The organism is Desulfosporomusa polytropa (genome assembly GCF_055380075.1).
In genome coordinates this window covers 2,104,509-2,128,226 of sequence record NZ_AP042400.1, presented here as the reverse complement: position 1 = coordinate 2,128,226, position 23,718 = coordinate 2,104,509, and the positions used below count along the sequence as shown (strand labels likewise).

The 23,718-nt window shown below is 41.4% G+C and carries 19 protein-coding genes and 1 riboswitch; of the genes, 14 read left to right on the top strand and 5 right to left on the bottom strand.

The genetic code is table 11. From position 1 onward, the window contains the following. Positions 1-363: 363 nt before the first annotated feature. The 7 genes from ACZ449_RS11810 (at position 364) to ACZ449_RS11780 (ending at position 10,667) form a co-directional block, all read left to right on the top strand. Positions 364-1,725: an ethanolamine ammonia-lyase subunit EutB gene (locus tag ACZ449_RS11810; RefSeq protein ID WP_464261198.1), complete on the top strand. Its 1,362-nt coding sequence runs from the start codon at positions 364-366 to the stop codon at positions 1,723-1,725. Positions 1,726-1,754: 29 nt separating this feature from the next. Then, positions 1,755-2,576: an ethanolamine ammonia-lyase subunit EutC gene (eutC, locus tag ACZ449_RS11805; protein WP_464261197.1), complete on the top strand. Its 822-nt coding sequence runs from the start codon at positions 1,755-1,757 to the stop codon at positions 2,574-2,576. A gap of 81 nt (positions 2,577-2,657) precedes the next feature. Next, entirely contained in the window at positions 2,658-4,118 is a 1,461-nt protein-coding gene (locus ACZ449_RS11800; protein ID WP_464261196.1) for an ethanolamine ammonia-lyase reactivating factor EutA, read from the top strand. Between the two features lie 54 nt (positions 4,119-4,172). Continuing rightward, the gene (gene eutH / locus ACZ449_RS11795; protein WP_464261861.1) at positions 4,173-5,405 is read left to right on the top strand and encodes an ethanolamine utilization protein EutH; all 1,233 of its coding nucleotides are present in this window, start codon (positions 4,173-4,175) and stop codon (positions 5,403-5,405) included. Between the two features lie 241 nt (positions 5,406-5,646). Then, positions 5,647-7,395 carry a methyl-accepting chemotaxis protein gene (locus tag ACZ449_RS11790; RefSeq protein WP_464261195.1) on the top strand — a complete coding sequence of 583 codons (1,749 nt, stop codon included), beginning with the start codon at positions 5,647-5,649 and terminating at the stop codon, positions 7,393-7,395. A gap of 536 nt (positions 7,396-7,931) precedes the next feature. After that, positions 7,932-10,175 (top strand): molybdopterin-containing oxidoreductase family protein, encoded by a 2,244-nt coding sequence (locus ACZ449_RS11785; protein WP_464261194.1) that lies wholly within the window; start codon positions 7,932-7,934, stop codon positions 10,173-10,175. A gap of 39 nt (positions 10,176-10,214) precedes the next feature. Then, positions 10,215-10,667, top strand: coding sequence for a 4Fe-4S dicluster domain-containing protein (locus tag ACZ449_RS11780; protein ID WP_464261193.1), 453 nt, complete (start codon positions 10,215-10,217; stop codon positions 10,665-10,667). Between the two features lie 490 nt (positions 10,668-11,157). Here the strand turns inward: ACZ449_RS11780 and ACZ449_RS11775 are convergent, their stop codons facing one another. Beyond that, the gene (locus ACZ449_RS11775) at positions 11,158-12,348 is read right to left on the bottom strand and encodes a CdaR family transcriptional regulator (protein WP_464261192.1); all 1,191 of its coding nucleotides are present in this window, start codon (positions 12,346-12,348) and stop codon (positions 11,158-11,160) included. A 217-nt stretch (positions 12,349-12,565) separates the two neighbouring features. Between ACZ449_RS11775 and ACZ449_RS11770 the strand changes: the two genes are divergently transcribed. The 4 genes from ACZ449_RS11770 to ACZ449_RS11755 all read left to right on the top strand — a co-directional run bounded on the left by ACZ449_RS11770 (position 12,566) and on the right by ACZ449_RS11755 (position 16,342). After that, positions 12,566-13,906, top strand: a complete 1,341-nt coding sequence (locus ACZ449_RS11770; RefSeq protein ID WP_464261191.1) for a GntT/GntP/DsdX family permease — start codon at positions 12,566-12,568, stop codon at positions 13,904-13,906. Positions 13,907-13,933: 27 nt separating this feature from the next. Continuing rightward, positions 13,934-14,770 carry an MBL fold metallo-hydrolase gene (locus ACZ449_RS11765; RefSeq protein ID WP_464261190.1) on the top strand — a complete coding sequence of 279 codons (837 nt, stop codon included), beginning with the start codon at positions 13,934-13,936 and terminating at the stop codon, positions 14,768-14,770. Between the two features lie 116 nt (positions 14,771-14,886). Next, positions 14,887-15,741, top strand: a complete 855-nt coding sequence (locus ACZ449_RS11760; protein WP_464261189.1) for a sugar diacid recognition domain-containing protein — start codon at positions 14,887-14,889, stop codon at positions 15,739-15,741. 190 nt (positions 15,742-15,931) lie between these two features. After that, positions 15,932-16,342, top strand: coding sequence for a molybdenum cofactor biosynthesis protein MoaE (locus tag ACZ449_RS11755; RefSeq protein ID WP_464261188.1), 411 nt, complete (start codon positions 15,932-15,934; stop codon positions 16,340-16,342). Positions 16,343-16,386: 44 nt separating this feature from the next. Here ACZ449_RS11755 and ACZ449_RS11750 read toward each other — a convergent pair whose 3' ends face one another. The 4 genes from ACZ449_RS11750 to ACZ449_RS11735 all read right to left on the bottom strand — a co-directional run bounded on the left by ACZ449_RS11750 (position 16,387) and on the right by ACZ449_RS11735 (position 19,304). Next, complete coding sequence (locus tag ACZ449_RS11750) at positions 16,387-16,992, bottom strand: LysE/ArgO family amino acid transporter (protein ID WP_464261187.1); 606 nt, start codon at positions 16,990-16,992, stop codon at positions 16,387-16,389. Positions 16,993-16,998: 6 nt separating this feature from the next. Continuing rightward, complete coding sequence (locus tag ACZ449_RS11745) at positions 16,999-17,457, bottom strand: Lrp/AsnC family transcriptional regulator (RefSeq protein ID WP_464261186.1); 459 nt, start codon at positions 17,455-17,457, stop codon at positions 16,999-17,001. Positions 17,458-17,668: 211 nt separating this feature from the next. Further along, a complete protein-coding gene (locus ACZ449_RS11740) occupies positions 17,669-18,211 on the bottom strand; it encodes a phosphoribosyltransferase family protein (RefSeq protein ID WP_464261185.1) in 543 nt (180 codons plus the stop codon). 13 nt (positions 18,212-18,224) lie between these two features. Then, on the bottom strand, positions 18,225-19,304 hold the full coding sequence (locus ACZ449_RS11735; protein WP_464261184.1) for a hypothetical protein: 1,080 nt from the start codon (positions 19,302-19,304) through the stop codon (positions 18,225-18,227). A gap of 158 nt (positions 19,305-19,462) precedes the next feature. After that, a riboswitch (purine riboswitch) is annotated at positions 19,463-19,564 on the bottom strand. A gap of 130 nt (positions 19,565-19,694) precedes the next feature. Here ACZ449_RS11735 and ggt point away from each other — a divergent pair. The 3 genes from ggt to ACZ449_RS11720 all read left to right on the top strand — a co-directional run bounded on the left by ggt (position 19,695) and on the right by ACZ449_RS11720 (position 23,680). Continuing rightward, positions 19,695-21,401 carry a gamma-glutamyltransferase gene (gene ggt, locus ACZ449_RS11730; RefSeq protein WP_464261183.1) on the top strand — a complete coding sequence of 569 codons (1,707 nt, stop codon included), beginning with the start codon at positions 19,695-19,697 and terminating at the stop codon, positions 21,399-21,401. 69 nt (positions 21,402-21,470) lie between these two features. Further along, the gene (locus ACZ449_RS11725) at positions 21,471-22,133 is read left to right on the top strand and encodes a flagellar brake protein (RefSeq protein ID WP_464261182.1); all 663 of its coding nucleotides are present in this window, start codon (positions 21,471-21,473) and stop codon (positions 22,131-22,133) included. A 308-nt stretch (positions 22,134-22,441) separates the two neighbouring features. Then, a complete protein-coding gene (locus ACZ449_RS11720; RefSeq protein ID WP_464261181.1) occupies positions 22,442-23,680 on the top strand; it encodes a hypothetical protein in 1,239 nt (412 codons plus the stop codon). The last annotated feature ends 38 nt before the right edge of the window (positions 23,681-23,718 follow it).

Genomic DNA, 23,718 nt, shown 5'->3' with positions numbered 1-23,718 from the left:
TGGGAAATACTGTATTGGACATAGCGGCATAACGTGATATAATCAAAATAAATCAAGTAAGTAAGTTCTTTTATGAAATAGATACACTATTATATAAAAGAACTAGTAAATGAGTTAAAAGTTGTCGGCGCACTAGTATTGGCATTATTAGTTTCCAGATCCCAAAATTTAGAGATAATAATTACATATTTTAAAGCAATGGTGCTTATTTGAAAGGTGATTTCAAGTAAGCACTTTTATTTTTTTAGGATGATTGAAAGAGGGAAGGTGATGCGATGGCAATTAGAAATTGATTCTGTTAGAAAAAGATTCATGAGGTAGGTTTTATTTTTGGTATTAAGGTTGTAGTAGGAGGGCTGTTATTTGAAACTAAAATATACTGTAAATAATAAGACGTTTCTTTTCAAATCTGTACGAGATGTACTAGCCAAGGCTAATGAAGAAAAATCAGGTGATTTTCTTGGTGGAATTGCCGCAGAAACGGCTACCGAACGAGTGGCTGCAAAACTTTGTCTTGCAAATCTAACATTACAAGACATTTACGAGAATCCTGTAATTCCATATGAAAAGGATGAAGTTACGCGGGCAATTTATGATGGTCTTGACATCAACGTGTATAAAAGTGTCAACTCCTTGACTGTCGGTGAACTACGTGAATACATCTTGCAAAAGGGAACGACTCAGAGCGAATTGCTTAAATTAAGTAGAGGACTCACTAGTGAGATGATAGCCGGGGTAGGAAAGCTCATGTCTAACATGGATCTTGTGTATGCTGCTAAAAAAGTAAGAATTGAAGCACGTTGTAATACTACTATCGGACGCCCAGGTACGCTTGCCTTCCGAAATCAACCAAATCACCCGACTGATAGCATTGAAGGCATCCTCTCATCAGCGAAAGAAGGTTTGTCCTTTGGCTCCGGTGACGCGGTAATTGGTGTTAATCCTGTTGAGGATAACATCGAGAATTTTACAAAAATCACACACGCGCTTCATGAACTAGTGCATAAATACACCATTCCTACTCAAACTTGTGTATTAGCCCACGTTACAACGCAGATGCAGGCGCTGGAAAAAGGTGTACCGATAGACATGGTATTTCAAAGTCTGGCCGGAACAGAGTCAGCTAATAGTACATTTGGTATTACTGTTGCTATGCTTGACGAAGCCTATGAAATGGCGCAACGGTTGTGTGTTTCCCAAGGTCCAAATTTTCTATATTTTGAAACTGGGCAGGGTTCAGAAATTTCATTAGATGAGCATCATGATATTGATGAAATGACACTTGAAGCAAGGTGCTATGGTCTTGCAAGGCGATATAATCCATTTATGCTTAATAATGTGTCTGGTTTTATTGGTCCCGAAACAATTTATAGTGGACGTGAGGTTATTAGAGCAGACCTTGAAGATTTGTTTATGGGAAAAATGCATGGTCTCCCTATGGGAATAGCTCCCTGCTACACTAATCACATGAAGGCAGATCAAAATGATCAAGAAATTGGAACAATGCTTTGCGCCATGGCGGGATCCAATTATTTTATGGGTGTACCTGGCGGCGATGATTGTATGTTAAGCTACCAAGATACCAGTTTTCATGATGATGCAACAATTCGCGAGATTCTTGGTCTGCGGCCGGTATCAGAGTTTGAACAATGGTTGGAAAATTATGGTATTATTCAAAATGGCTTCCTCACTAATATCGCGGGTGACGCGTCCATCTTTACTTGACCATAATACTAAGGAAGAGGGAATTAAAATTGATCGATTTAGAATGCCTTCAAAGCAAGAGTGCTACAACTGGTCGTGTCATTGAATTAAAAAACGAAAATAAGGTATTTGTTGAAAATCCTCGAAATATGGAAGCGCTTGCAGTAATGAAAAAAACTACACCGGCTCGTATTGCTATTGGAAGGTGTGGAACACGTTATAAAACGGCTACGCTTCTTGATTTTTTAGCTAGCCATGCTGCAGCTCAAGATGCAGTGGAGCTAGAGGTTTCTGATAAGTTTATTAACCACTGTGGATTAATGAAAACAAAGACTAAGGTATTTGATAAAGACGAGTATTTAAAAAAACCAGCTCTAGGCAGAAAACTTGATGACGAATCAAGGAAAATGGTTCTTGAAAACTGCGAAAAAGGTAAGCAGGTTCAAATTATTGTTGTAGACGGTCTAAGTGCTCCCGCTATAGAAGCAAATGCAGAAGATACAATGGCGGCGTTAATTCAAGGACTAGAAGTTGAGGGTTTAAGTGTAGGAAAACCGTTTTTCGTAAAATATGGTAGAGTTGCCGTACAGGATGATATTGCCATGCTGCTCGGATGTGATGTTATTGTCGAATTTGTTGGTGAACGGCCGGGACTTGTAACAGCAGAAAGCATGAGTGCCTATCTTATCTATCGGCCAAGTGAGAATACCGTTGAAGCAGACAGATCTATCATATCTAATATTCACCGAGGCGGCACACCTCCGGCGGAAGCAGGTGCACACCTTGCGACGTTGGTTAAAACAATCTTTGATAATAAAGCGAGTGGTACAAAACTTTCGGAAATATTGAAGAATAAGGTGACGTCTGAATGAAAGATCAGTTATTGTTGCTAACTCCATATCAGAAACGCAATTTCCTAAAAGACGCTGTTTCTAATGCATTGGAGTATTGCAATGAATGACGGCAACAGCTATATGATCAAGAGTGTTGGCATAGATATTGGAACAACAACAACTCAAATGATTATTAGTGATCTGACGGTATGCAATATTTCACCAGGTTCACTTGTTCCAAGACTAAAAATCACAGAAAAAACAGTGGTGTACAAAAGCAATATTCATTTTACTCCCCTAAATGGCGATTATTTGGTCGATGAAGATATAATATCAAAGATTATATCTTCAGAATATCAAAACGCAGGCATTACCCCTTCCGACGTAGATACTGGTGCCGTTATTATTACTGGCGAAACAGCAAAAAAAGAAAACGCGAGACGCATATCGCAGAAAATAGCCAATCTTGTAGGGGATTTTGTAGTAGCCACTGCTGGGGGAAATCTAGAATCGGTGATAGCGGGTAAAGGTTCAGGTGCGGCAGAATATTCACGGCTTAATTGTTGTGTTGTTGCAAATATTGATATTGGCGGCGGTACAGCCAACATTGGAGTATTTAGCAATGGCCAAGTTATTGACAGTTGCTGTATTAACATTGGCGGTAGACTCCTTGAAATAGACAAAACGACACAAACTATCGTGTATGTTTCAAAGCCAATGGAGAAAATCTGTGAGAGCTTACATATATCTTTGTGTCCTGGCACCAAGATCAAACTACCTACATTACACACGATTGCGGAGAGAATGGCGGAGGTAATTCGGGATCATCTTGTTGGTAAGAGAACACCACTTTCGCAAGAATTAGTAATGACAAAATCGTTACGGCTTGATTATCCCCTTGATTTCATCATGGCGTCCGGTGGAGTTGCAAATTATATTTATCAAGATACGAAAGCCGATACGTTAGAGGACGTAGCTGAATTTGGAGATATAGGCCCATTATTAGGGGAAAAGCTCCGGCGGATTTTTCATAGCAGTAGTTTTACACTGATTAAACCTAAGGAAACTATTCGGGCGACAGTTATAGGGGCGGGTGCGCAAACTGTTGATGTGAGTGGAAGCACTATCTATGTCAATAATGATATACTTCCGCTAAAGAATATTCCTGTAATTATCCCTTTTATTGATACGATTCCAGATACTGCTGATTTGATAGAAATGGATATCAGACAAGCATTAGGCAATTATCTAGAGCAAGGAATGACTGAGTGCTTTGCAATTGGGATATCAGGTCAGCAGTATCTCTCATTCAAAAAAATTAGAGAAATTGCTAAGGGCATTATTAAGGTATGGAATGACTTGACAGAGTATCGGCATCCAATCATTGTAGCCATTGAACAAGATTACGGAAAAGTATTGGGGCAAACATTACACTTACTCTGTCCAGAGGCTGAAATTATTTGTGTTGATCAGTTGTGTGTTAGTGATGGGGATTATATTGATATTGGAAGGTTGATTGCAGGAGGAAAAGTGGTGCCTGTAGTGATAAAAACACTTGTTTTTGAAACCGATCAGCTATAAGTTCTCATCTAATATATTTGAACAGATAACGGTAAGGAGTGATTAATTGTGGAAATGATAGGAAAGATAGTACTCTATATTATTATGGCATGTGCTGTTATTGGGGCATTTACTTCAATTTTTAAAGAGGATTCAGACTTAGGCAAGGAGTTTTTGGAAGGGTTATATTCTATTGGACCAATCTTTGTGCCCGTAGCAGGCATTATGGCAGCAACACCTTATTTGGCTGCTCTTGTAAAGACAGTTTTTGGTCCGGTTTTCGGTGCTATCGGTGCTGATCCGGCGATTGCAGCAACAACATTTATCGCTGTTGATATGGGAGGCTACCAGTTAGCAGATATCCTGGCGCAGACAAGAGAAAGCTGGATTATGGCGATGGTTACCGGGTATATGGCCGGTGCAACAATTGTTTTCAGTATACCTGTAGGATTAGCGATGCTTGAAAAGAAAGATCACAAATATATGTCGCTTGGTGTGATGTCAGGTATCTTGACTGTTCCTATAGGTGTTTTTATTACCAGCGTTCTCCTTTTACTTAGTAATACTAAAGTCAGAGAGGCTGTTTCAACAGATGCCGAGGCTGGCTACCAACTTGCATTAAGCTTTGGAGGAATAATGACAAATTTGATTCCCTTAATTATTATTTGTGTCGCGATTGCAATTGGTCTACGCTTTATTCCCGATACAATGATAAAAGGCTTCATGTTATTTGGGAAGATTATGGATTCAGGCATTAAAATAGTACTTGTGTTCAGTATTGTTGAGTACTTTACTCATATTTTTAGCGATGTGTTCGGTGCATGGGGCTTTAACCCTATTATTGCCGATACTGAGGATCAATTTCGGGCATTGGAGATATCAGGGTATATCGGGATAATGTTGGCTGGTGCCTTCCCGATGGTTTACATGATAAAAAAATACCTGGCGAAGCCACTAGAGACAATTGGAGAAAAATTTGGTTTTAGTTCAACTGGTAGTGCAGGAATCCTTGCTGCAGCAGCTAACATTCTTGCTTTGTTTCGGATTATTAAAGACATGCAGGCTGCCGATAAAGTTAAATGTATTGCGTTTGCAGTGTGCTCGGCGTTCCTATTTGGAGATCATCTTGCGTTTACCGCAAATTTTCAACCGACTATGATTGTGCCGGTTATGGTTGGAAAATTATCTGCGGGGCTTAGTGCGGTTGCTTTAGCAATATGGCTATCAGTTCCGACCGCAATAAAACTTGAAAAGCAAGAGTTAGCTGAAGGAACACCTGAAAAAGGGGTCCTTGTTACGGAGGCCTAATAGATCCTACGATGTATGATTGCTTTGGATTTGTTAAAGATGCAAGCATTGCCATTTAATACTAAGGTGTTTTGTCTTGATCGATGAAACACCTTTCTTTTTAGTAATTTAGTAAGGAACATTTCTCGCTTGCTGCATTGCCGTACAGGAAATTATTTGTTGTAATTTATAAACACACGGTTGTACAAAAATTACAACAATGATGGAAAAGACGCATTGGATAAAAGGGGGAGGAAAGAAAATGCCTTCATTCATTAGACAAAATTCTCAAGTAATAATGTGTTGGCTTGCGCTGCTTGCCATAATAGCATTTTGCATGAGTACTTTTACAGATAGTATTATTGCCGGAGCTGTAGCAACCATTTTACTCTGTTTATCACTTTATGAGTCAGCTAGATTTCGCCGCACAACAGAAATGACGCTAGAATACTTAAAACGAGGTGCCCTTGGTGATTATGTTGTGATGGAAAAGGCCCTTACAGTCGGTCGAGTTTTTGCATATACAATAGAAAATGCGATAAAGGCAGGGCAGGTTGATCGTAAGGAAATCATGTCGAAACACAAACAGTTAGTGAGCGACAATCCGGAGTTTATTGGAATATCTGTTTTATTTGAGCCAAATGCAATTGACGGAAGAGACGCAAGCTATAAAAATTCGGAAGGGCACGACGCCAGCGGACGTTTTATTCCATACTATTATCGCAACGATGATGGAACAATTAGTATTGATCATCTTAGCGATCTCGAAACCGAAGAGTACTATACTATACCACGTCAGCAAAAAAAAGATTCGATTCTTAAACCATACAACTTTGCACTAAACGGTGTTGACGTTTTAATGACGACAATTGCCGTGCCAATACTTTCCGGCAACCGCTTTCTTGGTATGGTGGGGATAGATATTGAATTAAAAGATGTTAAAGAAATTTACGGTGATGTTATTTTCTATAAAAATCGGTATGATTATCTTTCTGCTGAAAAAATGGAACAAAGTATTTTTTCCCGAAATGATGTATTTAGTATTCTGGGTCAAGTGATAAAAGCAACTATCAATAATCAGAAAGAAATACTAAATCGCTTACTACAAACTTCGGAACAGGTTGCACATACTTCGGATGGACTTAAGGATACGGCACTAAAGTCCTATACCGCAGCCGACTCAGTAGCAAGAACCATGGAGGAATTTGCCCAAAGTACAAGTGAACAGGCCGCAAGCACTGAACAGGGCGCGGACATGATCCATCAACTGGGTGAAATAATTGAGCAGGATCAGAACATGTTACAGCAATTGAATGATGCAACCCATGTCGTGGAACAAATGCGAGATCAAGGTAGTACTACTATTAAGGAATTGATCAATCGCACCTGTGAAAGAGAAAGCTTTGACAATAAAATTAGAGATAGTATTGAAAGAACTAATGACAGTGCAGGAAAAATTAATTCGGCCAGTCAGGTTATTCAGGCTATTGCTTCGCAAACCAATTTATTAGCCTTAAATGCTGCGATCGAAGCAGCGCGGGCCGGTGAAGCAGGGCGCGGATTTGCAGTTGTTGCAGATGAAATTAGGAAACTTGCCGAACAATCAAGTTCTTCCACTCAGGAAATTAATGGGGTGGTGCAGGAACTGCAATTGAATTCGAGAAATGCTGTCGAAATCATGAACGTAAGTGCGCGAATTGCTCATGAGCAAAAGGAAAGTGTTAATCTTACAGGGGGAAAATTCGACGAAATTGCTAAAGCTATTGTAAGAACAGAAGAGATTATCGTTATTCTGAATAATTCAAGCAAAAAATTGAGCGAGGGTAAAAAGGGAATTTTAGACGTTTTCTCCAATCTATCAGCAATAGCACAACAAAACGCCGCAGCTGGCGAGGAGATTGCCGCCACCGCGGGGGAAGTAACAGAATCAATGGAACAAATTTCTTCAGAAAGCAACCATCTCGCGGCGATATCAAAAGAACTGCAGGCTGCTATTGATATATTTCATTAAGAAGGAAAGGAACATTTAGAGAGACAATAACCCCATAGAGAGCCATAAGCGGCTACACTATGGGGTGTATTATTTTGTAATGTCTTATATAGGACTTCTTTCATCTAATGCGACTAAAGTCTTGTGTTAGGGGGAGTGTGTCAGGGGGACGGTGTTATTGACAATATCTTTGTAGATAGAAAACTATCGACTATTGGTCGTAAGATATTTTTATTCTGTCAGTTCCCTGGGATCTTAGGTTGTAGAAAATAATACCACGATAAGGTGGCCGTTCATGTGGTCATTTTGTCGCGGTATTTTTCTATGATGATAGCTATTATGAAGCAAATATAAGTGTATGTATATGGAAATATGGAAGGAGCATGGAAAATATTGCCGAAAAGGATAATATTAATTTAATTTCAGAATATCAACAACAAATATACGTCCTAAGTGTTTCTATACTTCGGTAATCACGGGAAAATTTTTGAGTTAAAGTATAGTCAAAGTAAATTGTAATTAGGGTTGCACGCATTTTGGGAAGATGGGAAGAAAAAATGAATTTTAATAACAGAGATACTCATTCAAGAGTAAGTGGCCTCACTTTAGATGAGGCATTAAACCTGGCAAAAACAAATGGTGAACAGGTAGTGCCGACGTTTTGTGCTATGTGTGGTCCTACATCATTAAGTTGCGGTGTGTACGCTTTTGTCAAAAATGATCGGTTTACTAAAGTGGCCGGGATGCAGGAATCGCCGAACAATAAAGGGGCTGTTTGTCCGAAAGGAAATGCAGCCCCGCAGTGGGTTTATTCGCCAGATAGACTGAAATATCCAATGAAAAGAGTGGGGAAAAAAGGCGAGGGTAAATTTAAAAGGATAAGCTGGGACGAAGCGGTTGGAATTATAGCTGATACCCTAAAACGCCAAAAGGAAAAATACGGACCCGAGTCGCTGGCGATATTGGCACCAGCCATGAGGAGCTATAACGTCTACTTAAAAAGGTTTCTTACTGTCCATGAGAGCCCTAATTATGGACATAGCGGTATTTGCGCATTGCAACGGGCTTTCTCGTTTATGTACACCCTCGCAGATTGGCCGATCGCGGAGATTGATAAGAGCGATCTTGTTATTTATTGGGGGCGGCAACCAGTATTTTCAGGTCCGGCGTTGGACGGACCTAAGGCATTGTTGCGATTGAAGGAAAGAGGAGGGAAGATCATAGCGATCAAACCTTCTGTTGAGCCCGATGTATGTAAGGCCGATATATGGGTTCCTATTAGGCCTGGAACTGATGCGGCGCTTGCTCTTGCCATGCTTTATGTAGTTATTAACGAAGAACTTATTGATAAAGAATTTGTAGAAAATTGGTGTTTTGGGTATGAACAACTTAAAAAACATATTCAGAAATATCCGCCCCAATGGGCCGAGAAAATTACGGGGGTTTCAGCTAATCAAATTTGTGAAGTTGCCCGACTTTATTCTTCAACCCAGCGAGCCTCAATTGATCTAGGTAATGGAGTTGAACATGCTCCTTCGGCAAATGACGCTATAAGAGCGGTGGCAATTCTTATTGCGATAACCGGACATCTCGATAGGCCGGGGGGGAATGTATTCCGCAGTACTGATTCCATTATGCCGATGCCGCGGGATATCACGCTACGCGAACGGTATACACCAGAAATGCGGGATAAATTGGTAGGCCCCGAATTTCCTAAAGAGTTTCAGCCGTTTATAGAAGGCTTTTCTTCGGCCTATTACCGGATTTTTGACAGTATTCTTACGGAAGACCCTTATCCGGTGCGAACGGTAATTGCTCCAGGCACGCAGCCGGTGGTGAGCACTCGCGGATCGAGAAGGATTATTGAGGCGCTTCAAAAACTGGATTTTTATGTTGTTATTGACGTAACTAGAACGGCAGACATGGATTACGCCGATATTGTTATTCCTACTACTACGCCGTATGAGTCGGATCACCCCTTTGAAGCCACGGGGGGACGGGTTATGGCACGGAACAAAGTCATTGAGCCGTTGGGTGATTATAAATCAATTTATCAATTTTTTCTAGATCTAGGGGTGAAAATGGGTTATGGGAAGGATTTCTGGAATGGAAGTATAGAGAAGGCTATGGACGATCAATTACAGCCATTTGGAATTAATTTCGCTGATCTCAAAAACAATCCTACCGGGATTGTCTATGATTCTTTGACCAGAGCTTATGAAAATTATGAAAAGATGTTTCAGAGGAAAAGCCCAAGGCTTTCCGGAGCACCATTCCTTCCACACGGAAAAATAGAGATATATAATACATCCTTTGAAGAAGCCGGTTTTAATCCATTGCCGGAATGGCGAGAGCCACCGGAGAGCTTAACAGGCACACCGGACTTAAGTGAAAAGTATCCGCTTATTCTTTCAGACTATCATACTTCAAAGAATTACACGGCCTCATGGGAACGCAATGTGCCCTATCTCAGAGAAATCGAACCTTATCCAGTTATACATATTCATCCTGATACAGCAGCGGAGCGGGAAATTAAAGAAAATGATTGGGTAATTGTGGAGTCGCTACATGGCTGGATGAAAGTAAAGACTAAGTTATATCCGGGAATTCGGCCTGATACGGTGATGATCCTTCACGGTTGGTGGCAGGGTTGTAAAGAAATGGGTTTGGAAGACTTTCCGCTACTTGATGGCGGGGCTAATGTGAATATGATGTACAGCGTTGATCCTAAAAAGGCTTTTGATCCCATCATTACTGCTATGACCAGTCAAACACTAGTAGAGGTAAGAAAGTTTAGTTAGGAAAGAATGAACTTATTGGCGTTTATACAGGAGGAAAGAATGTCTGAAAAATGTAGTATTTTATTCATTCAAAAAAAATGCATTCAATGTCACGGATGCGAAGTAGCTTGTAAAAGTTGGCGCAATGTTGAAATTGGTGTGAACTGGAGAAGGGTTAATATTAGCTGGCACGGAGGTTACCCGGACATTAAAATGGTTCCGGTTATGGTGGCTTGCCTTCACTGTACTAAGCCGGCATGTGTAGCAGCCTGTCCTACAGGAGCTATTGAAAAAAGAGCTGCCGATGGGGTTGTTCTAGTTAATCAAGAAAAATGTATTGGCTGCAAAGTTTGTTTGGAAGCCTGTCCGTATAGTGTGCCGCAATTCGGTGCGGATGGAAAAATGCAGAAATGTGACCGATGTTTCCAGGAAACAGATGGTAGATGCAGTGTGCCTCCTTGTGTTGCTACCTGTCCTACCAAAGCGTTGCAGTTGGTTTCTCAAATTAATTGAAGCGAATGTGTAAAGGGGCTGTCGCATTAGTGTTAAAGTTGTAGCATGCGCTATGTCTATGGAGTTAATGGGAATAAAAACGTCTACTTATCTTTCACCTACTGCGACTAAAGTCTTGAAAAATAGTATTTTTTCAACCTTTACTGTCACTCTTTTGAAGATCGACTCAGCCGCGGCCTGGTAAAAGACCTTAACTCCGTCGACCTCTGTTTGCTCATAATTCCTTGTTTTTTCATTAACTCCCAGTCGCACGGACGGGATAAGGGGTATTGCCCCACAATTACCACCACTTCAAACGCCCCGAGGGCGTTCCTCCAAGCTAATACTTATGGCTGGCTGGTCTAGCTTATGTGCAATATATGATCGGGCCTGTTCTTCAATTACAATGATCATACCGCTCTACTCCCTTGCTCATATGTAACATTTTGCTTCATCCGATATTCTGATTATATCCTATTATTGCTTCGATAATCGTTTAATACCTTGTTACTTATGATAATACACTATTTTGATCTACAAGTTGCAATAAAAGTCGACATATTATCGTATCATCCACCGAACGGCATGGAGCAAGTCCGGTTTCAGACTCTAGTCGGCTTAGTCGATACAGCAAGGTATTGCGATGGATGTGAAGAAGGTTGGCGGTAGCATTTATATTTAGGTTGCATTTTAGAAGCGCTGCGAGTGTATTACAAATCTCCCTGTTGTTGGCGACCATGTGATTAAATGTTTCTTTCAGTTCGTCGATTGCTAGCAACGTTGATCCGCTGAGTGACTCACAAAGAGCGTGGTGTACTAGTATAGCTTTTTCATATATTTGCACCATTGCTTGATCTGTGCTGCAGTGTCGCAGGCAAAACTGAGCTTGTTTATAAGATATGTGGTATTGTAAGACGGAGTTGGCTATAGCACCTACTCCGCAAGTCATCGGCCCCCCAATTGCATCTGCCAAAGAGCGTACCAGTTGTTCCGCTGAAGGATCGTGTTGGCATAACCAGTCTGTATTTTTAGATGTCTTAAGGATAATGATTTGATCTCCTATTAAACAAGCTATATCCTGTTCAGTTAATAAATCACCAGCTTCAATACAAGAAAATAGAATATCTTCAACACGCTCTACCACCAATTCAGATGAACCATATTCTAACCTTAGTTTCTGTATTACAATGGAAGCGTCAATTAGCATGACTGTTCGGGGTTGTAAAAGGTCGATTTCCAGTGTTTTGGCAATTCTCATTAGCTTGGGCGATAATTCAGTACCAGGATTTAGAACCGAGGATTCAATAAATTGCTCTCGTAAGCGGGTTTTGGTACGCATTTCTCTTTGAACGAAGTCCCTTTCTAAAATCAACTCTGTAATCATTTTAACAAGAAGACCTATGTTCCGAACCTCATCGGGATGCCCGAATACACCAACGACGCCCACTATTTGATCATCAAATACAATGGGCAGATTAACCCCTTGTAAGGCACCGGGATAAAGAAATAATTCATTTGGATATATTTCGATAATAGAACCGGTTTCTATAACATCTTTTGCTCCTTTGTGTAGTGTCTTATAACGGTGGGGATGACCGGTAGCAATGATAGTTCCGTCTCTATCCATAATATTAATGTTCCGGTGAACCAAACGCATGGTTGTATCGACAATCCTTTGTCCTAACTTTTCTGGTATGATCATATAATCCCTCCCGGCGATTTGTATAGTTTGCACAAAAAAGCCGTATTTTTTATATGGAATTTCTCTTTTTCAGATAATTGTAATAAATACGATAAAGCCCTATCATTATTATAAAGGATACGGTGTGATTGGAAAAGAAATTCATGGCTAACAAAAAACATCTTTGTGTTTTTTTACAGTCAAGACCGTAAAATTATAATAATTAAGGGAGGTAACTATGGGCACAACGGGTTTAATGATGGTTGTTCTTTTTATGGCTATTGCATTAATTATTTTTCTTACCATTCGACTCAAGGTTCATGCTTTTGTTGCACTGCTAACCGCTTGTCTGTTTATTGGATTTGCAACAGGAATGCCGCTTGATAAGATGCTAAAATCTATTGAACTGGGCATGGGCGGGTTCTTGGGGATGCTTGCCCCTATCCTGGCTCTCGGAGCCATTGTCGGTAAAATGATGGAAATATCAGGTGGTGCCGAAAGATTGGCGCGCACCATGATAAATGTCCTGGGTAAAAGAAATTCTCACTGGGCAATGATGATTGTCGGATATATATGTGGGATTCCAGTTTTCTTTCAGGTTGGAATTGTGTTATTGATGCCATTATTGTTTTGTGTTGCCATTGAAGCAGGAATGTCACTAGTAATGGTTGGAATTCCCATGATAATCGGCCTACTTACTGTCCACTGCATCGTGCCGCCCCATCCGGCTGCTATGGCAGTAGCTGTAGGTCTGAAGGCAGATGTTGGTAAGGTCATTCTCTACGGCTTAATTGTCGGATTACCGGCAGCGGCTCTGGCAGGTCCCGTTTTTGGGAAATTGGTGGGCAACAAATTTAAGTTAAATCCACCAGAACATCTCTGCAAGGCTGAACCTACTCCTGACGAAAAACTACCACCATTTGGTATTACGTTATTTACCATCTTATTTCCGTTATTATTAATGATTTCTAAAACCGTTTTGGAGTTTGCTCTCGGAAAAACACATCCTAGTATGGTGTATGTGAATTTTATTGGAGATCCTGTTACCGCACTATTCCTGGCTGTGATCTTGTCATACTGGACCTTAGGCCTAAATCGGGGCATGAACATGGAAAAAATCCAGAAATTAAGTGAAGTAGCTATTGGTCCAATGGCGGCCATCTTACTGATCATCGGAGCCAGCGGAGCATTTAATAAAATTCTTATGGATAGTGGTATCGGGGATGCTATAAAATCGCTTCTCATGGCATGGCAAATTAACCCGCTTATACTCGCTTGGAGTGTAGCGGCGATAATGCGTTTTGCTGTAGGTGGCGCAACCATTGCCATGATTACAGCGGTTGGGCTTGTTGTTCCATTATTGCCGCTATACCCCGGGCTTGATACAGCCCTTGTTGCTGTAGCCATTGGCACAGGAGCTATTGGCTTTTCCCATGTAAATGATCCCGGATTTTGGTTTGTAAAAGAATACTTCGGCATGCCGATGAGTGACTTATTTAAAACTTACACTCTATCAACAACAATAGCGTCTGTTATCGGACTAATTACGCTACTAATCTTTAGTCAGTTTGTTAGTTAAAATCAATTTGTGCAGGAGGTGTCCTTTATGAAAGTAACGGTTGTTGTCGATAATTCAGTCCCCATTAGTGCAAAAAAGCCCTTTCTTGCTGAACATGGTCTGTCGCTTTTATTAGAAACTGACTCATTCAAACTTCTACTAGACGCGGGACAATCCTCTGCCGTCATCCATAACTTGAGCCTACTCGGTATACACCCGCTCCAGCTAGATGCTCTTGCGATTAGTCATGGGCACTACGACCATACTGGAGGTATACCCCATATTCTCAGGCATCGGCGTAAACCCATACCCATTTATGCTCATAGCCAAATATTTGGTATGCGATATTCGGTCTCAGGTGGGGGACGCGAACATATTGGTATTCCTTTTGAGAAAGAAGAAAGTATTTGTTTGGGCGCCAATTGGAAATTAACGAATGATCCTCTTGAAATAGCACCGAATTTATGGTTTAGTGGCAGCATGCCACGAAAAACTACCTTTGAGAAAGGCGACACCAAGCTAGTCGTTTGTGCAGAAAATGGTTGTGACTGCCAGGATGATATTCCTGACGATACATCGCTGTACTATGCTAGCGACAAAGGATTAGTGGTTATCGGCGGGTGCAGCCATTCTGGATTAGTCAATACACTGCAGCGAGGTTTTGAAATAACCGGGCAAACTCGGCTGGCCGGTTGGATAGGGGGAACTCATTTAGGTCCGGTTTCTAACACCCAACAGGAACGCAGCCTAACAACCTTAGAACAATACTCGCCTGATTTTATTGCAGCAAACCACTGTACCGGCTTTGATATGATGGCTGAGTTACGAGGCCGTTTCGGCAAGAAATTCACACCTGCCTTTGTTGGTACTGTGATTGAGTTTTAAGGGGATTCTAAACGAATTCCATCAAAAAGACAATGCTCAATTGACCGAGCATTGTCTTTTCTTTACATGTAGAAAGTACTTGTTATATTGTTTTAAGTTAATTTAGGAGGTGCAGTATGAGTTTGAATTGGCCACATCAGGTACCGAAAGAATTAGCGGATCATGTTGTCCAGCTAATCTATGAGGTAACCGGCAATAATGTGAATTTTATGGGCGAAGGTGGAGAAATAATCGCTACAAAACAATTGGAAAGATTAGGAACTATCCATGCCGGAGCCCATAAGATAATGGCTGGTGAAGTTGATGAAATTGCGATCACTGTTGAGGAAGCAGACAACATGCGGGGTGTAAAACCAGGCTATAATGGTGTAATCCAATATCATGAGAAACGTATCGGCTGTATAGGGATATCTGGAGATCCGGAGCAGGTTCGCCCGCTGCAAAAAATGGCTGCTATCATCGTAACGGAAGAGATAAGCAAAATGCAGGCCGGACAGGAAAGGGAAGCTCTTATAAGAAGTGTAGCCTCGGAATTGGACGGTATCTTTGGTGCTATTCAGAGTATGACTGCCGCGTCGGAAGGGATTGCTGTCAGATATCAGCAGATGGAAGAACATTTGAGTAAAACTGAGGTACAACTAAGTGAACTGAATACTATTCTTGAGTTCATCCAGAATATATCGGGCCAGACTAATTTACTTGGACTAAACGCAGCGATTGAAGCAGCAAGAGTTGGTGATAATGGTCGAGGGTTCGCGGTCGTTGCTAATGAAATCCGTAAACTAGCTACTTACTCTGCGGATTCGGTAAATAAAATTAGTAGAACACTACAGCTAGCGCAAACCTCCATGAGTGATATTGGGCGGACGGTTAGAGAAAATATTTCGATATCGCAGCAAGAATCTTCTTCGTTACAACACATGTCAAACAATACTTATGCAATTCAAGAAAAAATGCGTGAAATCATATAAGCGTTTTCGCAGGAGTAGGCAATTACCAAGGTGATACGTATGTTGCGGCTGAGGTGCATTTGGTTCCGGAAGAATTAACTAAGGGAAATATAAAGAGCTCGGGGTGGGAGGTTAAAAATGTGTGGCGGTATTGAATGTAGGAAGCTATTTTTGTTATAATAAAAACACGAAAAGAGGAGCGTGTTATCTTATGACAAATGAAAAAATAAAAAAAGTACCACCATCTATTGATGCTTGGCTCAAAGAAGCAAAAGCTCATCCATCTGCTTTACAAGAAGGCATGTTTTTGGTCCATAATGGCGTTGTTCGCCAGACACCTAAAGCCCAGGTTCGCCAGGGGCTTGATGACGGTTCGCTGGTAAAGGGAATGGAATTCGCGTATGATGCTGCAAAAGTTGATGCAGCAATTGATGAAACCCATAAAATGGAAGGCATCTTCTATATTAAGGTTTGGCTGAATGAGGGCCAGCTTACCCTAGGCGATGATATAATGTATGTACTGATTGGCGGCGATATTAGGCCGCATGTTATCGACGCCTTACAATTCCTGGTTGGCAAGATCAAAAATGAATGTGTTACGGAAATCGAACAAAAGCAGTAAACTGAACGGTAGCTTGTCAAGTAGACAGAATATAATGACCTGTTTTAAATGGAAATTAGGCTAAATATACCAAAGCCAGTAATTATAAGTCCTGAAAGTTGATTGACCAATTGTAAGCGTTTTCCGTCTAAATTATGGCGCAGCACAGTAACCATTCCGCTTAAGATTAACCACCAAAGCATAGAGCCAATAAAAACACCAATAATTAAAAAAAACGATGATATATAATTCTCACCTGTAGCACCTATCCCTAATCCTGCAAAAACAGCGGCAAAAGACATTATAGTCATCGGATTAGCAATGGTCAAAAATAAGGTAGATGCATAAGCACCTATAAGTCCTTCACCGCTTGCATTTGCAGCAACTTCAGCAGGCATAGATTTAAATGTTGTATAACCTAAATAAAGTAGAAACACCCCTCCGATAAGGCGCAGGTAGGATTGATGATCTACTAAAAAAATCGATACAGTTGAAATACCAAGTGCAGCTATAAAGCCATATAGTGCATCAGCGGTAGCAGCGCCTAAGCCCGATATAAAGCCATTTCCCATACCATTAGCTAGTGTGCGCCGGATACAAAGTAATCCTATAGGTCCTACCGGAGCGGCAATAGAGAAGCCTAAAATGATACCTTTAATCAAAAATAACATTTTTTTCTACTCCTTTCCTATGTTTAATGGTAGTATTGCAGTTTCTTTTACCGTCGAAAGAATTACCATAGTTCTTGTTTTTATACCAGGAAAAGACTTTATCTCTGTACTGATCAGTCTCTCTAAATCTCGTGTACTAGTACAACGGGCCTTAAGAATGTAATCAACATCTCCTGCTACATGGTGGCACTCTAGAATTTCAGGTAGCTCATTAACTTTCCTTAATAGAGGTGTCCGCTGTTCTGGGTGCTCTACTATTACAGATATTAGTGCCGCTAGTCCACAACCAATAGCATCTGGATCAATTAATGCCGAGTAACCCTTTATCACCCCCGCCTCTTCTAATTTATGTACTCTGTCTGCCGTAGCAGGTGCAGATAAACCTAATAGTGAACCTAATTCCGCCCAAGTTGAACGGCCTTTCTCCATAAGTTGCTTTATTACCTTCAAATCATTGCTATCCATTGAAGTGCACCTTCTATTCGTAATATTTATATATATTATACACAGCATTACAATGCATGTGAAGTAATTATTGCTAATGCCAATACCATCAGTAGCGACGAATTATTAGGCCGGATACCAAAAATTCCAGCTGCAGAAGACTGGTTGATCAGGGAATTGGAAAAAGAGTTGCCCAATCGTTTATTTGGGCAACTCTTTTTCTAAGTTTGTTTTAATTTTTGATAAACAATGGCAGTTTTTCAAGATAGATAATATCACTACGGTCAGCCGCATCTCCCTCAGCTAATATGGCAGCTCGTGCGGTCACGGTGCCGCCGGCTTGGTGTATGAGTTGTTCAACGGCGTTAATCGATTGGCCTGTGCTGATAACATCATCAATAATAGCAACTCGTTTTCCTTTGATGGTAAGAACATCTTTATTGTCTAGACAAAGGATTTGCTCTTTTTGGGTTGTAATGGAATTTACCGAAACAACCAGGGGTTGTTGCATATATGGCTTTACGCTTTTTCTGGCAATTATGTAGTTCATTGACATGAGCCGAGAAATTTCGAAGGCCAACGGGATTCCTTTAGCTTCGGCCGTGACAATAACGTCAATTTCCGGCAACCGCGCAACTAGTTCGGGTGCAACCCGGCAAATCAATTCCGTATCGCCTAATATGACAAAACTGGCAATACTTAATGTCGGCGATACCTGAATAATGGGCAATTTTCGTTCTAAGCCGCAAAGTCTCAGGGTGTATGTTTCAGGCATTGTATGTTACCTCCTATGCGAACAACGTAAGCATTAATTTAACGATTAACCCAGATACCATCCCTACAAACGGGTCGGTTATTGCCGTTACAGCCATTGTCACACCGCCAACAATTGTATCAGGTGTACCGACGCCGCTTTGCAGGGCCAGACTGGCATTTACCGGTACGGTAACAATTGCGCCCAAAACAAGTAAGAAACCGGCAATTGATTCATTGGGAACAAATTTGCCAATTTTCGGCAGAAGTTTGGATAACAGGATAACAGCCATGAGTCCCATCATTAATACGCCAGCCAGCATAGGATGCGGTGCTGCACCTGTGGCCGATATGATGGCCTGGACAGGACCACCGCCAAATAGTGAAGAGGCCATATCGGCGATGCTGCTGACAATAGTCAAATGATCCAAATTGACATCTGTTTTGGCAATTGTCTGAGCTGTAATATTACCAAAGGCAATGTTTGCTCCGATGTTAAGAGTGACAATACCCAATGTGCCACGAACGACATTGGTATTTAAGATTGGTTTTTGAAAAATGAATTTTTCCCGAGATTCGTCATAAGATAATTCGTTTTGGCGCTTTAACAGAATACAGGCAACTGTTGCCACAAGTACCGATACTACGATTGTAAATACAAGTTTGTTGGCTGGGTTGGGCGTGATGTAGTATGTTAGCAAGGCGCTAACAATAGAGATTCCGCCAATGACCGGATTGCGGCGCGTCATATCAATCGCAACTTTTGTCAGGATAATGCCAACTCCGGCCATCATGGCATTGGTAATTACCGGGCCGATAAAGTTTACAATTTTAGTAAAAATACCCAATAAACCAATAACCAGTAGAATACTGCCTTCCCAGAAGACCATTGATAGGCGCTCCTGAATATTGCGCCCCATGGTTCCTACCAATGTTATAGTTTCCGCCTGAAAGGAAATAGGGGCGACAATTCCCAGCACACCGCAGCCAATCGCTCCCGCAATAAAGCCGGCTGCTGTGGGAACCGATGCAAAGCCGAAAGTAAGTGCAAGTAGCCCCTGAGGCAATCCGTTAATAATAACTCCTAATGCTGCTAAAAGATCTTCAAATGTCATATGTTCTCCTCTCCTTAAAAAAAAATAAACCCTGACAGAAGTAACACTCTAGCCATGAGTGAAATTACTGCCGGGGTTTTTCTGCAGAATAATGCCTGGGTCATATAGGCATTATTAATCATTGATGCAAGTTCAGATTTTATTATCTGAACTTGCATCAATGATTTTAGTTCACCCATAGTCCAGTAATTTACGGTTACCAGATAGAGACTCTCAGGCCATATTCCCGAGATTATATGAGGTACTTATGTCATAATACTAATTAAAACTATCAGCAATGCAGCTATTTGTCAAGAAAAAATGAATGTTCTTGTTCTATATTGGGAGGAATTGGCATTTGTGCAGCGAAATTATTAACTAGTAGCTGATAAAGGGGGGGGGAGTGCGTTTATGAGATTTGTTTCTAAATCGGTGTCAATTATCTGCGTGTTATCCTTATTGATTACCTTAGTGACCCCATTCAACAGCATAGTTCAGGCGGCTTCGGCTCGACCAGATAAGAGTAGTGCTGGCATGGTCATGACAACCCAAAAAATTGCCAATGATATCGGCCTGCAGGTGTTGAATGACGGTGGCAACGCTATTGATGCCGCTGTGGCGGTAGGCTATGCTTTGGCCGTTGTCCATCCGGTAGCCGGTAATATCGGCGGCGGTGGTTTTGCTGTCATTCATACGGCGGCAGGAGACGATGTTACTTTAGATTTCCGGGAGTTTGCGCCCGGTAAAGCAACTCGGGATATGTATCTTGATAAGGATGGCAATGTCATTCCTAATGCCAGCGTAGAAGGGTATCTGGCAGCAGGGGTTCCTGGAACGGTTGCTGGTATGAGTGCTATGTTGAATCGTTATGGTAGCAAAAGTTTAGCTACGTTGATTCAGCCAGCTATTCGTTATGCAGAAACTGGATTTACCGTCACAGCCCGGCAAGCGGAAACTTTTAAAGAGTATGCCAAACGGTTGAATAAATTCGCATCTTCCAGGCAGTACTTTTTGAAATCCGACGGATCTACCTATAACGAAGGAGAAGTATTAGTACAAAAGGATTTGGCAAAAACGTTGCGATTGATTGCGCAACAAGGTCCAGATGCTTTCTATAAAGGTGAGATCGCTGAACTTATTGCAAAGGATATGGCAGCAAATGACGGCATTATTACGAAAGAGGATTTAGCTAAATATAAGCCAATATGGAGGGAACCGGTAAAAGGAACTTACCGCGGTTATGACGTCATCTCTATGTGTCCGCCCAGTTCTGGCGGTACTCATATCATACAAATGTTAAATATCTTGGAAGGCTATGATTTAAAATCCATGGGATATGGATCTTCCCAAGCTGTTCATAGTTTGGCGGAGGCAATGCGGTATGCGTATGCTGATCGTTCCGAATTCATGGGCGACCAGGATTTCATTAAGGTTCCGGTGAAAGGTTTGATATCTAAAGACTATGCGGCAGAAATCCGCGGTAAAATTGACCTGAACAAGGCAACCCCTAGCAGCGAGGTACGGTCTGGACAACCTGCAATGCATGAAGGAACAAACACCACCCATTATTCTATCGTGGATAAATGGGGTAATGCAGTGGCCATTACTTATACGATTAATGATTACTATGGTTGTGGAGCAGCAGTGAGTGGTGCCGGATTTCTGTTGAATAATGAAATGGATGATTTTTCGATTAAACCAGGTGTACCCAATATTTACGGATTGGTAGGCGGCGACGCCAACGCGATTGAGCCCTATAAGAGGCCGTTGAGCTCAATGTCACCAACCATTATTCTGAAAGATGATAAGTTGTTTATGGTAGTAGGTAGTCCGGGTGGTTCACGGATCATCACTACGGTACTGCAGGTTATTTCCGATGTCATTGATTATGATATGAATATTCGGGAAGCAGTAGACGCTCCAAGGATACACATGCAGTGGCAGCCCGATGAACTCCGAATTGAAAAGAACGGCTTGGTAAGAGATGTTATTGATAATTTGACTATCAGGGGTTACCAGGTAGTCGTCAAAGGTAATATGGGAGATGTCAATGCGATCCTGGTTGATCCAGCTAGTGGTATTATGTATGGCTCCGGTGATCCGCGTAACGAATTCTAAGTGTAAACCGTTTTTACCGAATTACCAGGATAACACATCTTTTGTGTTGAGTAGATTTATGGGGGATCTATGGACATCAGCATTTTGGGCACACTAGAAAAAATAGATATTACACACAATGATTTGAAAACACAAGAAGAATTTATTTATTCGAGCTTCATTGAATCAATTGGCGAAAAGTCTATGTTTATCTTGTCTCCATTTCGCGAAGACAAGATAATGCAATCTAGCATTGGTGATATAGTCGAAGCGAGGATTACCGCTGAGGAATGTGCCTATTATTTTAAAGCTATCTTGCAGGGGTATCGGTGGGATGTTGTTGCTTTGTGGGAGCTCTCTCTGCCAATTCATATTCAACGGACTCAATTGCGTGAATATGTAAGACTTAAGATTTGCTTGGAGGTAGTACTGGAATTTCTAGATGAACATTGTCAAAGCAAAGCAATAAAAACACTCACAAAAGATTTTAGTGCTGGTGGATTGCAGGTTGCTATGCCAGTAGCACCACCTGCAGATTCAAAGGTTATGGTTACACTATCCTTGTGGGATCAAACGACATTGAAAGTGAAGGGGGAATTTGTTCGTATTAAATACCCCAAAACAGCATCCCAGAAACATTTTGCATCGATCAAGTTTTGCGAACTAAATGATAAGATGACCAATAAAATTGCAAAGTATATTTTTGATAAAGAAATTGAACGACGGCAAAGAAGGCGAAGTCTGTTTGCATAAATTTCACTAGTGATGGTAGGAGGCCATGTGAAAACTAGCCGAAAAAACCGCTAAAATGATGAGCTTTAGCGGTTTTTTCATACTGCCAAGGAAGAAAAGTGGTAAAATAGAGATAAGAAATCCCCCTTCCTCCCCTCGGTCTCCAACCAATTCGCCGCCATCGTCGAAAAAACCGAACAGCAAAAAGCCCTTATGCAGCAAAGCCTTACGAAAATGTAAAACAACTTCAATAGCATTATGCAGCGGGCGTTTAAGGGTGAGTTATTATAAGAGTTAAAAGAACTTCTATCTCTACGGAGGAGCATACTATGCCAATCAACCAACAACTAACCGATCTAAAAAACCAAATCAAAGCAACCATCCGCCGTTCTTCTGACCATGGCTTTGTGTCCTACAGCGGCTGCAATCGGGTATGTGGTGAAATGATGTCCGTTATGCAAATTGCCGAAGATCATGCCCAAGCCGCTGACTATCAGCAGGCCTTTGACATCTACATTATGGTACTTGTCGAGGCGGTTAAACTGATTTCCCATGCCGACACATCATCAGGAGCGGCAGGGGATGTCATTTATGGCTGTATTACCGAGATAGACAAGATTTGTAATGCTGTTCATGAAGAAAAACAGCAACATTTTTTTGACACCATTATCAAGAATGTCAAAAATAAAGCCTTTCAAGAGTGGTCTGAGCAAGGCTATCAACTGCTAAAATCGGCTGTCTACTTTGTCCAAAACCAAAAGCAGGCACAGAAGATATATGCTGTATTCCCAGTCCTTGGCGCCATGTATGATGGGGACGATTATCCTGACAAACTGCTTATTACCCATGGATTGATCGAACGGCTGGAAGGCAGGGACGCAGCAGAGTATTACCTGATGAATAATATTCATGTACCGGAAATCCGGATTCTTGTTATTGAGAATGCGATAACTGCCAAGAATTACTTGTTAGCAGAGAATTTATGTACGGAAGCATTACAGCAAGATACGCGAGGTTGTTTCAACAAGCCTGCGCCCTGGGCCTATTACCTGGAACGACTTTATACCGAAATGGCCAATGAAGAGAAACGTGAGGAACTGATTCGGTTTATACTTTTTCATGGCGATACTTCCTATTTCAAGAAACTAAAAGAACTATACCTGCAGCAGGGTATTTGGAGCCAAAAAAGGGAAGTGCTTTGGCAAGAGTTATCAAAGGGTGTGATGCCTCATGCCTATGCTTCGCTGCTGGCCCAGGAAGGTGAAACTTCCTTACTGCTGGATGTGGTGAAACAGCATATAGCTTTCATCATGCACTACGGGAAACAGCTTGCAGAGGACTATCCGCAAGCAACGTATGAAATTTACGAAAAATATATATTGGTAGAAGCCCAACAGGCTACTGACCGGGGCAAATATAAGAATGTTTGTCGAATCATCAAAAACCTATCAGACGCGGGCGGGAAAGTGAATGCAATGAATATGATAGAACACTTGACTGAAATGTATCAGCGCCGGCCCGCTATGATTGATGAACTTGCCGGGGTGAAAAAGAAAATATGTCAATAAAGTAAGCGTCAACCAAAGTGTAAATAGTGTCCTTAGCC

What these genes read in the sequence shown, in the direction of transcription:
- ACZ449_RS11775 (WP_464261192.1), bottom strand. Translation starts at nt 12,348, where the DNA reads ATGATCATACCAGAAAAGTTAGGACAAAGGATTGTCGATACAACCATG.
- ACZ449_RS11755 (WP_464261188.1), top strand. Translation starts at nt 15,932, where the DNA reads ATGACAAATGAAAAAATAAAAAAAGTACCACCATCTATTGATGCTTGG.
- ggt (WP_464261183.1), top strand. Translation starts at nt 19,695, where the DNA reads ATGAGATTTGTTTCTAAATCGGTGTCAATTATCTGCGTGTTATCCTTA.
- ACZ449_RS11790 (WP_464261195.1), top strand. Translation starts at nt 5,647, where the DNA reads ATGCCTTCATTCATTAGACAAAATTCTCAAGTAATAATGTGTTGGCTT.
- ACZ449_RS11720 (WP_464261181.1), top strand. Translation starts at nt 22,442, where the DNA reads ATGCCAATCAACCAACAACTAACCGATCTAAAAAACCAAATCAAAGCA.
- eutH (WP_464261861.1), top strand. Translation starts at nt 4,173, where the DNA reads ATGATAGGAAAGATAGTACTCTATATTATTATGGCATGTGCTGTTATT.
- ACZ449_RS11800 (WP_464261196.1), top strand. Translation starts at nt 2,658, where the DNA reads ATGAATGACGGCAACAGCTATATGATCAAGAGTGTTGGCATAGATATT.
- ACZ449_RS11725 (WP_464261182.1), top strand. Translation starts at nt 21,471, where the DNA reads ATGGACATCAGCATTTTGGGCACACTAGAAAAAATAGATATTACACAC.
- ACZ449_RS11745 (WP_464261186.1), bottom strand. Translation starts at nt 17,457, where the DNA reads ATGGATAGCAATGATTTGAAGGTAATAAAGCAACTTATGGAGAAAGGC.
- ACZ449_RS11785 (WP_464261194.1), top strand. Translation starts at nt 7,932, where the DNA reads ATGAATTTTAATAACAGAGATACTCATTCAAGAGTAAGTGGCCTCACT.
- ACZ449_RS11780 (WP_464261193.1), top strand. Translation starts at nt 10,215, where the DNA reads ATGTCTGAAAAATGTAGTATTTTATTCATTCAAAAAAAATGCATTCAA.
- ACZ449_RS11740 (WP_464261185.1), bottom strand. Translation starts at nt 18,211, where the DNA reads ATGCCTGAAACATACACCCTGAGACTTTGCGGCTTAGAACGAAAATTG.
- ACZ449_RS11770 (WP_464261191.1), top strand. Translation starts at nt 12,566, where the DNA reads ATGGGCACAACGGGTTTAATGATGGTTGTTCTTTTTATGGCTATTGCA.
- ACZ449_RS11765 (WP_464261190.1), top strand. Translation starts at nt 13,934, where the DNA reads ATGAAAGTAACGGTTGTTGTCGATAATTCAGTCCCCATTAGTGCAAAA.
- ACZ449_RS11735 (WP_464261184.1), bottom strand. Translation starts at nt 19,304, where the DNA reads ATGACATTTGAAGATCTTTTAGCAGCATTAGGAGTTATTATTAACGGA.
- ACZ449_RS11760 (WP_464261189.1), top strand. Translation starts at nt 14,887, where the DNA reads ATGAGTTTGAATTGGCCACATCAGGTACCGAAAGAATTAGCGGATCAT.
- ACZ449_RS11750 (WP_464261187.1), bottom strand. Translation starts at nt 16,992, where the DNA reads ATGTTATTTTTGATTAAAGGTATCATTTTAGGCTTCTCTATTGCCGCT.